Genomic DNA, 11,923 nt, shown 5'->3' on the forward strand with positions numbered 1-11,923 from the left:
GATGATCAAGCTTCTTCCCACCCTCACCATCATCGCCGCCATCGGCTCGGGCGTCGTCGGCGGCGTGTTCTTCGCCTTTTCCAACTTTATCATGTCGGCGCTTGCCCGGCTGCCGGTCCCCCAAGGCATCGCAGCGATGAATTCGATCAACATCACGGTGATCACGCCCACCTTCATGACGGCGCTGTTCGGCACCGGCGTGCTCTGTCTGGTGCTTATCGCCGCCGTTCTCATGGGGTGGAGCCAGTCCGGCTTATACTGGCTGCTTGCCGGTGCCGTGATCTATTTGATCGGCAACCCGATCGTGACCATGGTCTTCAATGTGCCGCTCAACGATGCGCTCGCCGCCGTCGACCCGGCCAGCGCCAATGGCGTAGCCGTGTGGGCGAACCATCTGAATCAATGGGTGATGTGGAACCACGTCCGCACCATCACCGCCATCGTGTCGATGGCCTGCTTCATGTTCGCATTGCTCTGAAAAATGGCACTTCGCAAACGCAAGGACCTCGCCTCAAGCGGAGTCCTTTTGCGTGTGACCCTTGCGGTCGGAATGACCGAGATCCCGGTCCGGATCGATGACGTCGCGCACCAGCTGCTTGAGCTTGGCGGCATCGGGAAAGCCGCCGTCGCGCTTGCGGTCCCAGACCAGCACATCGTTGCAGGAAACGGTGAAGATGCCGCCTGTGCCCGGCACCAGCGTCACTTCGCCAAGATCCGTGCCGAAGGTGGAGAGCAGTTCCTGCGCCATCCAGCCGGCCCGCAACAGCCACTGGCACTGCGTGCAATAGGTGATGACCACGCGGGGCCTCTCCGGCACACTCATGTCTGGGCCTCCTGTATGCGCACCGTGGTATTTGCGAATCGATCGTGTATCGGGTCGTCGCCCAGAGCTATGGATATCGCAATCCAGACCGGCCAGATCAACACCGAAACGAGGGCAGCGGACGCAACCACTATTTCCAGGCTGGAGTAATCCTGCACGCCACCGGGAGCGGTGCCCCAAGCCTGAAAAGCATACCAGCTTCCCGTCAGGACGATCGGTAATGCGCCGAGAAACTTGATAAGTTGCCGCCGAACAGCCTTTCTCGCCGGCAGGCCGACCCTATGTCTGTCGTCCTCATCATGTACAGTGAGCTCCGTGAGCCGCTTGCCGATTGATTGGCCGGACTTCAACTCCATAATGAGGAGATAAGACGCCAGAGCGATCAGCTCGAGGAAACCCAGGTCCAATGCTGCAGGCCTGAAATTCCCTTGCGAATCCAGATCGATCGAGATGGAGGAGGTTTCTCCAGGCTTTGAGCCCGGCGCCGTACCCACGCTCCATATGGCGACCGGCAAACCAAGTACTGATGTTCTACACACCTGCCAATCATAACGGGCAAGTGTCGGGGCACCGTGAACCGTACCCTCCTGGCATAGTTTCCAGTTCAGCCAAAAGCTGCCTTTTACGCCACCGTTGGTCAGCAGAAATAGAGCCCCTACGAGCAAATAGAGGGCGATCAGGATTACAAGGTAGTCGATGAGTGCAGCGAGAAACCGTCGCCATATGCCGGGCCGGCGAGGCCAGGCCACCGCATCGGCAAAACTTGCCTCTTTATAGTCGGTCGTCGGCCCCCCCTGATAACTGACTAATCTATAGGCAGGCCGCCGTCATACAGCAATATTCGCATCCGACTGTATTGCACGGACCTACGCCGCGCTGAGCTTGGCCATGGTCTCGTCGTCGACCTCGAAATTGGCGTAGACGCTCTGCACGTCGTCATCGTCCTCGAGCGTTGCCACCAGTTTCATCAGCGATTGCGCCCGCTCTTCGTCGACCGGGACATTGTTCTGCGGCTGCCAGATCGGCTTCACCGATTCGGCCTCGCCAAGCGAGGCTTCCAGCGCCTTAGACACTTCGCCCATACTCTCGAACGCACAGTAGATGGTGTGGCCTTCCTCGTCGGACTCGACGTCATCGGCGCCGGCCTCGATCGCCGCGTCCATCACCTTGTCGGCGCTGCCGGCGGAGGCCGGATAGTAAATCTCGCCGGCGCGGTTCCACATGAACGACACCGAGCCGGTTTCACCAAGCGCACCGCCGGCTTTGGTGAAGGCGGCGCGCACATTCGAGGCCGAGCGGTTGCGGTTGTCGGTCAGCGCCTCGACGATCAGCGCCACGCCGCCCGGCCCATAGCCTTCATAGCGCACCGCTTCGTAATTCTCGGCATCGCCCATCGACGCCTTGTTAATGGCGCGCTGGATGTTGTCCTTCGGCATCGACACCGCCTTGGCGTTCTGAATGGCCAGGCGCAAACGCGGGTTCATCGACGGATCCGGTGTTCCGCTCTTGGCGGCGACGGTGATTTCGCGCGCCAGCTTGGAAAACATTTTCGACCGCACCGCGTCCTGCCGGCCCTTGCGGTGCATGATGTTCTTGAACTGTGAATGGCCGGCCATGGCACCCCTGTCGTCTTCGGCTAGAGCATCCCGAAGCGAGGTGGTCTCACCTCGTCCTCCCGGGTACTCGAATTCAAATTTTCAGAGCCGTCCAAGGTGCAACGCGATGGATGCACGGCGTTCTCTGTCGGAATGGCCGGCTTATAGATAAATCGGCTCAATTCGTCCAGCCGCGCCGGTTCAGCCCTCCAGATCGGACTTCAGCCGGTCGATAATGCTGAGCGCATGGCCGGCATACTGGCTGATCCAGCGGTCGTGGATGTGCTTGATCGGCAGCGCGTTGAGATGGTTCCAGCGCTCTCGCCCTTGGCGCTTTGCCACCACCAGTTCGGCTTCTTCCAGCACCTTGAGATGCAGCATGACGGTGCAGCGATCGATGTCGGGAAACGCCTCGCACAACATGCCGGTCGTCTGCGGTGCATCCTTCAGCCGATCCAGCAATTCGCGACGGCGCGGATGCGCCAACGCCTTGAAAACGTGATCGTCTGCGGTTTGGCTTGACATGTTATGTTTCTATAACATATCGTCGAGCCAATCAAGGAAGGAGCTGTGGATATGTCTCTTGGATTCAGAGTTTCCGGGCGCATCGGCAAACCGGTCGCCGAAGTGTTCGACGCCGTCGTCAATCCCAAAAAGCTGAGTGGCTATTTCACCACCATCGGCGGCGCCAGCGCGCCGCTGAAGGCCGGCACCGGGGTGGTCTGGTGGGGCAAGGTGCCCGTCGAAGTCGATGAGGTGATCAAGGACCGCCATATCGTGCTGCGCTGGGATGCCACCGATGCCGAAGGCAAGCCCGCCTACAAGACACGCATCGAGATGAACTTCGAGCCGCTGGACGATGGCGGCACCCTTGTGACCATTGCTGAATCCGGCTGGCCGGAAGGCGTGGTCGGCCTGCAGAAATCCTACCTCAATTGCGAGGGCTGGTCGCAGATGCTGGCTTGCATGAAGGCCTATGTCGAATACGGCATCAACCTGCGCGACGGCTACTACCGCGGCGAGATGAGGGGCGAGCCGGCCAACGAGACAAACAGATGAACCGCGCAACGGAGCCCGCAATGACCGCGAAGATCACCGGTGGCATCAACATCGCCATGAAGGTGCCGCCGCACCAGTACGAGGCGACGATCGCCTTCTATCGTGATGTCGTCGGCTTGAAGCCATTCACCGCCAAGACGCCAGCCATCGGCTTCGAGCTTGGCCCAAACCGTCTGTGGATCGACGAGGCGCCGATGCTGAGCCAGGCCGAAGTCTGGCTTGAGCTTTTCACCGACGATTCTGCAGCCATTGCGGATCATCTCGCCAAGGCCGGCGTCGTCCGTTGCGACGCGGTCGAGCCCCTGGGCGAAGGCTTTCGCGGCTTCTGGATCGCCAACCCGACCAGCATCGTTCACATGGTGCGCGAGCCTGACGCCTGGTGAGCGCAAACCGGACAAGAAGGAGCATCGATGGAAATTCACAAAACGCCGACTGCCGAAGCCGGCATGCTGATTAAGCGGCCGGTCGACGAGGTCTTCGAGGCGATCGTCAACCCGGCCATCACCACGAAATTCTTGTTTACCCACAGTAGCGGCCGGCTGGATAGCGGCAAAGAGGTTCGCTGGGAGTGGCGCATGTACGGCGCCTCGGCGATGGTCAATGTCAGCGAGATCGTCGAGAACAAGAAGATCGTCATGCAATGGAGCGATCCACCGACCACTGTGGTCTGGACATTCACGGAGATGCCCGGCGCCGAAACGCCTGACGGTGCGACCTTTCTTGAGGTCAGCAATTTCGGCTTCGCCGGCACCGCCGACGAGCAGGTCAAGCAAGCGATCGGCTCGACCGACGGCTTCGCACTGGTGTTGGCTGGTGCCAAAGCATGGCTGAACAGGGCCTGTCGCTTGGCCTGATCGGCGACCGTTATCCGAAGGGCGTGCCGGGGCGCTAGGATCGCCCCGATCGCCCAGCCTCAATGCCCACCGCTGGATTTCTTCCTTCGCCGCGCCAGCATGTTGAGGCCCTCGACCAGGGCGGAAAAGCCCATCGCGGCGTAGATGTAGCCCTTCGGCACATGATAGCCCATGCCGTCGGCGATCAGCGTCATGCCGATCATCAGCAGGAAGCCCAGCGCCAGCATGACGATGCTCGGGTTCTTGGCGATGAAGTTGGCCAGCGGCCCGGCCGCCAGCATCATCACGCTCACCGCCACGATCACGGCGATGTACATGATGGCAATCTCGTCGGTCATGCCGACGGCGGTGATGATCGAATCGATCGAAAAGACGAGATCGAGCAGCAGGATCTGGAAGATGGCGCCGGCAAGCGAGATCTGCAGCGTCTCGCCCATCATCGTATCCTTGTGGTCGTCGGGATCGACGGTGTGGTGGATTTCCTTGGTCGCCTTCCAGACCAGGAACAGGCCGCCGGCAATCAGGATCAGGTCGCGCCAGGAAAAGCCATGGCCGAACGCTGTGAACACCGGCGTCGTCAGCTGCACGATGATGGAGATGGTTGCGAGCAGCACCAGCCGCATGATCAGCGCCGCCGAGATGCCGAGACGCCGGGCGCGGGCGCGCTGCGCTTCCGGCAATTTGTTGGTCAGGATCGAGATGAAGATCAGATTATCGATGCCGAGCACGACCTCGAGCACGATCAGCGTCAGCAACGCGACCCACGCGGTTGGATCGGAAACGAATTGAAAATGCGGCGCCAGGAAGTCAACGAGCTGCATGGAGGTCGTCCCCTCTACGATCTAGAGCAGTTTCGTCGCCAGTTAGGTACTATATTCCACCATATCAATGTCACGACCAGAAGGATGGCGCGGTTTCTTCAAGCCGAGGCCCGCGGCGAAACGGCGCGATCTTTTCGGCCAGGCCCGTCCGGTCGGAAATGTCGACGCCGACGCCGCACAATGTCGCCGGTCCGGTCGCCGCCTCGAAGCGGCCTTTCGGCACTTTCGACAGGAAGCGGTTGAGCGGCTCTTCCTTGTCCATGCCGAGCGAGGAATCATAGTCGCCGCACATGCCGGCATCGGACATGTAGCCGGTGCCGCCGTTGAGGATCTGGTGGTCGGCCGTCGGCTGGTGCGTATGGGTGCCGATGACGAGGCTGGCGCGGCCGTCGACGAAATGCGCGAAGCACATTTTCTCCGAGGTCGCTTCGGCATGGAAGTCGATGACCACGGCATCGGCCTGCTCGCCCAGCGGACAGGCGGCCAGCTCGCGCTCCCCAGCCTGGAACGGATCGTCGAGCTCGGGATGCATGAACACCCGGCCCATGATGTTGGCGACCAGCACGCGCGCGCCGTTTTTGGCGATATAGACGCCGGAACCGCGCCCCGGCGTTCCCTTGGGGAAGTTGGACGGGCGCAAAAAGCGCTCCTCGCGCGGCGCGAAGATCAGTGCGTCGCGCTGGTCCCAGACATGGTTGCCGGTGGTGACGACATCGGCACCGGCGGCGATGGTGTCGCGAAAAATGTCTTCGGTGATGCCGAAGCCGCCGGCGGCGTTCTCGCCATTGACGATGACGAAGTCGAGTTTGAAATCCGAGATCAGGCCGGGCAGTTGTTCCCACACCGCCGTACGTCCCGATTTGCCCACCATGTCGCCGAGGAAGAGAAGTCTCATGCCCACTTCTATCCAGAGGCACGGACGCTAGGCAAGCGCTACCCGGGCGATTGGCGCTAACGCCGGCCGAAAGTCTGCTGTTGAGGCGGCTTGGCGCTCGCGCCCGCAACGCGAACTGCCGAAGGCATCATCGGTGACGCCGGCGGTGCGGTGCGTCCGCGCAGCCAGAAGAACCACACGTAAAAAACAGTGAACCCACCAGTAGCGGCCAGGAGCAACAGTCCGCCGCGCCAGCCCTTCATCGCCGCGGTATCGAGGATCGATGGATTGGCAGGGTTGTAATACAACTTCACCGCGTCGCCTTTGGACGCCGTGTAGAGGCCGATGTCCTTTCCCTTGCCGGACCACGTCATCGGTGCATCGTTCGCGACATAGGTGACAGCGACGTTGATGCCTTTCGTGGTGAGGCCATTACCCTGGGCTTCGCTGTAGGAACTGACATCCGTCACTGTGGCAACCGTCTGATGCCAGGCGAACTGGTGGTGCAGGGCCGTTCCGGAAATGTGCAATGCCATCGCGAACAGCGTCACCGCTATGAGGACGAACGGCATCAGCAGGAAGCGTGCGAAGACAAACATGATGGCCGCCATCGGCTCGGACTGTGTTGCCGGAACACTATCCGGCACGTCTTGGAAACGCGTTAAGCGGGATCGCGGTCTTTTAAGCGATATCGAAGCGGCGCAAACCGCTCTCGGTCAGTATTTCCGGGATGATGACGTCGTGCGCCTCATCCGGCACCAGACCCACCTCCTGGCAATTGAAAGCAATGCCGATCAGTCGTGGCGGCTGGCCCTTGTCGATCAGCCTGGCGATGGCGCGGTCGTAATAGCCGGCGCCATACCCGATGCGATGACCGCGGCTGTCGAAGGCCGCGAGCGGCACCAGCATCACCGCGGGATCGAGAACCTCGGCCTCCGCATGCGGACCGACCGTGCCAAAACCCATCTCGACCATCGGCGCGCCGCGCACCAGTTCGCGAAAGACGATGGTGGTCTTGTCGAGGATGGCCGGCAGGCAAAGCCTGGCCCCCTTCTCGCGCAAGGCGAACATCAGTGGCCTGATGTCGACCTCCGATCGCATCGGCCAGAAAGCTGAAACGATCTGACCCGGCTCGATGGCGAGGTGGTCGCGCGCCGTCTCGGCCATCTCAAGCGCGATCTCCACCCGCCACAGCGGATCGAGCGCATCGCGGCGGCCGAGTGCCTCGAGGCGCAACTGCTTTTTCAGGTCTTTGGGAGATGTCATGCGCGGACGATAGAAAAGGTCGGATCTGGGTGACGTTTCATGAGCGACGTTTTCTACCACATCATCCGCCAAACTGGGCGGATAGAGGTAAGTGACGATCCACACAACCGGTGGAGAGAGCGATCCCGGGAACCTACAAAGTAGGTGGGCGCCGTATGAGAAAACCCACGGGTCTTCCCAGGGACAGCTCCCTAAGGATCGTTAAGGCCCCGGGGAAAATGTTCTCCTGCCGGGAAGCGCAGACCGCCAAGCCCAATATAGGCGGCTGGTCGGTCAAGCGCTAGTGACATGAGCCGATGTTTCCATTTCGATCTCACACGCTTTGGTCGCAGCCGGCTCGCCCTTGCACAGGTCAAGCAGCGTCCTTACGCTCGCGCTGACCAACCGAGGAGCAAGTATGCGTTTCGAAGGCACGGCGGCCTATGTCGCCGACAAGGATCTGATGGTGGCGGTGAACGCCGCGATCGCGCTGGAGCGGCCGTTGCTGGTCAAGGGCGAGCCGGGCACCGGCAAGACCGAGCTTGCCCGCCAGGTGGCATCGGCGCTCGGCCTCGACCTGATCGAATGGCACGTCAAGTCGACCACCCGTGCGCAGCAGGGACTGTATGAATATGATGCTGTCTCGCGGCTGCGCGACAGCCAGCTCGGCGATGCCAGGTTCAACGACATCAAAAACTACATCAAGCGCGGCAAGCTCTGGCACGCCTTCGCGGCCGGTAAGAAGGTCGTGCTGTTGATCGACGAGATCGACAAGGCCGATATTGAATTCCCCAACGACCTGCTGCAGGAACTCGATCGGATGGAGTTCTTCGTCTACGAAACCGGCGAAACGATCCGCGCCGCTGTGCGCCCCATCGTCATCATCACTTCCAACAATGAGAAGGAACTGCCCGACGCCTTCCTGCGCCGGTGCTTCTTCCACTACATCCGCTTTCCCGATGTCGACACGCTGCACAAAATCGTCGACGTGCACTATCCCGGCATAAAGCAGAATTTGGTGCGTGCTGCCCTGACCCAGTTCTACGAGATCCGCGATGTGCAGGGGTTGAAGAAGAAGCCGTCGACCTCCGAGGCGCTCGACTGGATCCGCCTGCTGGTCGCCGACGACATCGCACCCGAGGATCTGCGCGCCGACCCCAGGAACGCGCTGCCGAAACTGCACGGCGCGCTGCTCAAGAACGAGCAGGACGTGCATCTGTTTGAGCGCCTTGCTTTCATGGCCAGGCGGCAGGGATAAGGATCGGCGGGCGGGCTGAGCGCTATGAGCGGGCTTCGGCCGATCACTCGGCCGCCGCAAGCCCTGTCTCCTGCGGCGCGACGCGCTTCGGCCCGAAGATGACGAAGCCGATGACCGACAGGGCGAGAACGCCGATCCCGCAATAGAGCATGACCCAGCCGAAACCATTGACCAGCGCGGCATGCACGATGGCGCCGGATGGGTCGAGGGCTGCGAGCTTCGGCGTCCCCTGCGCAAGGCCCTCCAGATTGCCGGTGGCGGCCCTTTCCGCCAGTGCCCGCAACTCATCCGGCTCCAAAGCCGCGCCGAGTGTGGCCCGCAGGTGGGAAACGATACCTTGCGTCAGCAGCAGGCCGAGCATCGCGATGTTGATAGCGAGCGTGATCAGGCGTGCGCTGATGTCGATGCCGGACGCCATGCCGGCACGATCCGGCGATACCGCGCCGGTCGTGGTATTGGTGGTCGGCGAATTGGTGAGACCGATGCCGATGCCGGCAATCAGCGTGCCGGGCAGCATGGTCAGCCAGGTGGCGCCCTCGAGCCTGGAGCCGATCCACATGGCGATGAAACCGATCCCTAGCGTCAGCAGACCGAGCGGGATGGCAATTCGTGCCTGATAGCGCGCGCGAATGCGCTCGGCGATCGGCGGCATCACCATGAACGGCAGCGTGTAGACGAGCAATAGCAGGCCGGTCGTCGTGCTGTCGTAGCCGAGAACGCCGGAATAATAGATCGGCAGATAGATGATGAACGGCCAGTAGCTGAAATTCATGCCGATGGCGCCCATGATCGCGCCGGAAAACTGGCGGATGCGGAACACGGAGAAATCGAACATCGGATAGGGATTGACCCTCTCGGCGACAAGGAAAGCGATGAACGCAGCCACGGAGGCTGATATCACGCCGATGCGGGCGCTGGTCCCGAGATCCGCACCCTGCGTAATCAGATAGGAGAAGCCGAACACAGAAGCCGACAGCGTCAGCATGCCGGCCCAGTCGAGCTTCTGGGCATTGTGATCGCGCGATTGCGTGACACCGGCGCCGATAAAGGCGAGCGCCAGGATCGCCAGCGGCACGTGGATGAGGAACACCCATTGCCAGTTCGACAGCGCCACGATCAAGCCACCGATGGCGGGCCCGAAACCGAGCCCGATGCCTGAGACGACGCTCCAGGCGACGAAAGCCTTGCCGCGTTCGCGGCCGTCCTGGAACTGATGCGACAGCACGGCGACGCTGCAGGTCAGCATCGCGCCGCCGGCGAGGCCTTGCAGGAAGCGGGCGGCTATCAGCAGTGCAGCACTCGGAGCCAGGCCGCACAGCAGCGAGGCGAGGCCGAAGGCGACGGTGGTGATCACCATCACGCTCTTGCGGCCGAAACGGTCGGCCAATGTCCCTGTCGCCATCAGCACTGTCGTGCAGGCGATGGTGTAGGCATTCATGATCCACTGCAAATCCCTGAAATTGGCGGCGAGCACGCTTTCCAGTTTCGGCAGGATCACCGGCACGCTGGAGATTTCGAGCCCGAACAGCAGCGACGCCAGGCACACGCCGGTGAGCGCTATGGTGTTTCGTTGAATTGGCATATCGATCTCTTTCCATCCGAGCATGAGGCGCTCTTCAAACCGCGACCAGTTTGAGATAGAGGAGACTCGACCATGAAAAAAGGCTATGCTCGGCTATATCAGAAATGACAAAACGGAATGATCGGCCCAATGGAGTGCTGCGATGACCAGTCTTGATGTGGACGCCGTACGAACCTTTGTGATGGTGGCCGATCTGCAGAGCTTCACCCAGGCGGCATCGGCGCTGGGCAGCACGCAGGCGACGATCAGCGTCAAGCTGCGCCGCCTTGAGGAGAAGCTCGGGGCGCGATTGATTGAAAGAACGCCGCGCCGCGTCAGCCTGTCGGCACGAGGCGCCGTCTTCCTCCCCGCCGCGCGTGACTTCCTTGCCGCGCACGAGCGCGCCATGGCGGAGTTTGCGTCAGCACCGTGCCGGCTTGCGCTCGGCTTTGTCGATCATGCCGCCGGTCCGGCGCTGTCCATTCTGATTGCCCAGCTCCATGCGCACGATCCATCGCTGACGCTCAGTTTGAGGATCGATACCAGCACGGTGCTCAAGGAAGCTTTCGATCACGGCGAGCTCGATGCAGTCATCGTGCACCGCGAAGGCGACAGCCGTCCTGGCCGGACCTTGTCGCGCAACCACTATGGCTGGTTCGCAGCACCTTCCTTCGAGTGGCAGCGCGGAACGCCGTTGCGCCTCGCGCTCTTAAGCACCGTGTGCAACTGTCCGGATCGTGTGCGGGCGGTCGAGGCGCTGGACAAAGCAGGCATCGCCTGGGAGGAGGCCTTCGTCGGCGGCGGCGGCGCGGCCGTCAACATTGCGATATCGGCGGGCTTTGCCGTTTCGGCGCTGGCTCACTGCGTCGCTCCGCCCGGCCTGATCGAGGTTGGCCGCAAACTTGGTCTTCCATCGCTTGACCCTTCCGAAGTGGTGCTGCATTCGCACAATCTGGCGCCGCGCGCGCGTGACGCGCTGCAGATGCTGGCGACCGCATTTCGCGAGTACAATTCGCCGGTGGATTAGGCGATGGTGTTTCCGATCTGATTCCGCCGGAATCCGATAAGGCTTTGGAGGAACCGAAATGACCGAGATCACCGTCCGCCCGCTGGCGCTGGCCGACCATGCCGACTGGCGGCGGCTGTGGACTGCCTACCTCACCTTCTACGAGACCAAGCTGCCGGACGAGGTCTACGACATCACCTGGGAACGACTGTTCACGGAAGGTGAATTCGAACCGAAGGGGTTTATCGCCACGCTCGACGGCAAGGCGGTCGGCCTGACCCATTATCTCTATCACCGCTCCGGCTGGTCGGAGAAAAACAACTGCTACCTGCAGGACCTGTTCGCCGACCCTGATGTGCGCGGCAAGGGCATCGGTGCGGCCCTCATTGAAGCGGTCAAGCAGGAAGCCGGCAAGATCGGCGTCAAGAACGTCTATTGGATGACCCACGAAACCAACGCCACAGCGCGCAAGCTCTACGACCATGTCGCGCGGCGGACAGGGTTTATCGAGTATGATCTGCTATGATGCGAGCGCGATCGAAATAACGCGGAAGGAGCCGAATGATCCGCTATGTCGGAATCCTGGATGGCAGTGACGGCGTTTGGGGAGTGCGGATGCCCGATCTCGCCGGCTGCCACGGGGCCGGCGCAAACCCGGCTGAAGCGATAGCCGATGCCGCGTCGGCTATGCGGGAATGGGCGGAAGCCCGCATCGCAAAGCACTTGCCCATGCCCAACCCACGTACTGTGGCAAATCTTCTGCAATCCGGCGAAATCGACAGTGCCCGTGGCGACTCCGCCGTGACCGTTCGGCATAGATAACGGCC

The 11,923-nt window shown here is 61.6% G+C and carries 16 protein-coding genes, 1 other RNA gene and 1 pseudogene; 8 read left to right on the top strand and 10 right to left on the bottom strand.

Annotation, left to right across the window (positions count from 1 at the left end; genetic code table 11):
- Position 1 precedes the first annotated feature (1 nt).
- The gene (locus tag NKI96_RS17755; RefSeq protein WP_023694582.1) at positions 2–478 is read left to right on the top strand and encodes an anthrone oxygenase family protein; all 477 of its coding nucleotides are present in this window, start codon (positions 2–4) and stop codon (positions 476–478) included.
- 33 nt (positions 479–511) lie between these two features.
- Here NKI96_RS17755 and NKI96_RS17760 read toward each other — a convergent pair whose 3' ends face one another.
- The 4 genes from NKI96_RS17760 to NKI96_RS17775 all read right to left on the bottom strand — a co-directional run bounded on the left by NKI96_RS17760 (position 512) and on the right by NKI96_RS17775 (position 2,943).
- On the bottom strand, positions 512–823 hold the full coding sequence (locus NKI96_RS17760; protein WP_023694581.1) for an Rdx family protein: 312 nt from the start codon (positions 821–823) through the stop codon (positions 512–514).
- Positions 820–1,572, bottom strand: a complete 753-nt coding sequence (locus NKI96_RS17765; RefSeq protein WP_352805410.1) for an RDD family protein — start codon at positions 1,570–1,572, stop codon at positions 820–822. Before NKI96_RS17765 ends, NKI96_RS17760 begins: the two co-directional genes overlap by 4 nt.
- Positions 1,573–1,689: 117 nt before the next feature.
- A complete protein-coding gene (locus NKI96_RS17770; protein WP_023668740.1) occupies positions 1,690–2,439 on the bottom strand; it encodes a YebC/PmpR family DNA-binding transcriptional regulator in 750 nt (249 codons plus the stop codon).
- Between the two features lie 180 nt (positions 2,440–2,619).
- Positions 2,620–2,943: an ArsR/SmtB family transcription factor gene (locus NKI96_RS17775; protein WP_023668739.1), complete on the bottom strand. Its 324-nt coding sequence runs from the start codon at positions 2,941–2,943 to the stop codon at positions 2,620–2,622.
- A gap of 51 nt (positions 2,944–2,994) precedes the next feature.
- Between NKI96_RS17775 and NKI96_RS17780 the strand changes: the two genes are divergently transcribed.
- The 3 genes and pseudogenes from NKI96_RS17780 to NKI96_RS17790 all read left to right on the top strand — a co-directional run bounded on the left by NKI96_RS17780 (position 2,995) and on the right by NKI96_RS17790 (position 4,369).
- A complete protein-coding gene (locus tag NKI96_RS17780; protein ID WP_023668738.1) occupies positions 2,995–3,477 on the top strand; it encodes an SRPBCC domain-containing protein in 483 nt (160 codons plus the stop codon).
- A 20-nt stretch (positions 3,478–3,497) separates the two neighbouring features.
- Positions 3,498–3,860: a VOC family protein gene (locus NKI96_RS17785; protein ID WP_023827026.1), complete on the top strand. Its 363-nt coding sequence runs from the start codon at positions 3,498–3,500 to the stop codon at positions 3,858–3,860.
- A 27-nt stretch (positions 3,861–3,887) separates the two neighbouring features.
- Positions 3,888–4,369, top strand: a pseudogene (locus tag NKI96_RS17790) (SRPBCC family protein).
- 21 nt (positions 4,370–4,390) lie between these two features.
- Here the strand turns inward: NKI96_RS17790 and NKI96_RS17795 are convergent.
- The 5 genes from NKI96_RS17795 to ssrS form a co-directional block, all read right to left on the bottom strand.
- Positions 4,391–5,152 (bottom strand): TerC family protein, encoded by a 762-nt coding sequence (locus NKI96_RS17795; protein ID WP_023827027.1) that lies wholly within the window; start codon positions 5,150–5,152, stop codon positions 4,391–4,393.
- Between the two features lie 70 nt (positions 5,153–5,222).
- Positions 5,223–6,047 (bottom strand): TIGR00282 family metallophosphoesterase, encoded by an 825-nt coding sequence (locus NKI96_RS17800; protein WP_023827028.1) that lies wholly within the window; start codon positions 6,045–6,047, stop codon positions 5,223–5,225.
- Positions 6,048–6,103: 56 nt separating this feature from the next.
- Positions 6,104–6,625 carry a DUF3592 domain-containing protein gene (locus tag NKI96_RS17805; protein WP_196814838.1) on the bottom strand — a complete coding sequence of 174 codons (522 nt, stop codon included), beginning with the start codon at positions 6,623–6,625 and terminating at the stop codon, positions 6,104–6,106.
- Between the two features lie 82 nt (positions 6,626–6,707).
- Positions 6,708–7,292, bottom strand: coding sequence for a 5-formyltetrahydrofolate cyclo-ligase (locus tag NKI96_RS17810; protein ID WP_352805412.1), 585 nt, complete (start codon positions 7,290–7,292; stop codon positions 6,708–6,710).
- Positions 7,293–7,384: 92 nt separating this feature from the next.
- A non-coding RNA gene (ssrS, locus tag NKI96_RS17815) (6S RNA) lies at positions 7,385–7,540 on the bottom strand.
- Between the two features lie 149 nt (positions 7,541–7,689).
- Between ssrS and NKI96_RS17820 the strand changes: the two genes are divergently transcribed.
- Complete coding sequence (locus NKI96_RS17820) at positions 7,690–8,529, top strand: AAA family ATPase (RefSeq protein WP_023694573.1); 840 nt, start codon at positions 7,690–7,692, stop codon at positions 8,527–8,529.
- Positions 8,530–8,572: 43 nt separating this feature from the next.
- Here the strand turns inward: NKI96_RS17820 and NKI96_RS17825 are convergent, their stop codons facing one another.
- Positions 8,573–10,111 (bottom strand): MFS transporter, encoded by a 1,539-nt coding sequence (locus NKI96_RS17825; protein ID WP_352805414.1) that lies wholly within the window; start codon positions 10,109–10,111, stop codon positions 8,573–8,575.
- A 142-nt stretch (positions 10,112–10,253) separates the two neighbouring features.
- On the opposite strand from NKI96_RS17825, the gene NKI96_RS17830 reads away from it, so the two are divergent.
- Genes NKI96_RS17830 through NKI96_RS17840 form a run of 3 tightly spaced genes read left to right on the top strand, consistent with a single transcriptional unit; the run spans position 10,254 to position 11,918 of the window.
- A complete protein-coding gene (locus NKI96_RS17830; protein ID WP_023698426.1) occupies positions 10,254–11,117 on the top strand; it encodes a LysR family transcriptional regulator in 864 nt (287 codons plus the stop codon).
- Positions 11,118–11,175: 58 nt separating this feature from the next.
- Positions 11,176–11,622 carry a GNAT family N-acetyltransferase gene (locus tag NKI96_RS17835; RefSeq protein ID WP_023726162.1) on the top strand — a complete coding sequence of 149 codons (447 nt, stop codon included), beginning with the start codon at positions 11,176–11,178 and terminating at the stop codon, positions 11,620–11,622.
- A 35-nt stretch (positions 11,623–11,657) separates the two neighbouring features.
- Positions 11,658–11,918: a type II toxin-antitoxin system HicB family antitoxin gene (locus NKI96_RS17840; RefSeq protein WP_050485875.1), complete on the top strand. Its 261-nt coding sequence runs from the start codon at positions 11,658–11,660 to the stop codon at positions 11,916–11,918.
- Positions 11,919–11,923: the final 5 nt, after the last annotated feature.

The sequence above is a fragment of the Mesorhizobium sp. M0292 genome, assembly GCF_040321695.1.
In the GTDB taxonomy this organism is placed as follows: Bacteria; Pseudomonadota; Alphaproteobacteria; order Rhizobiales; family Rhizobiaceae; genus Mesorhizobium.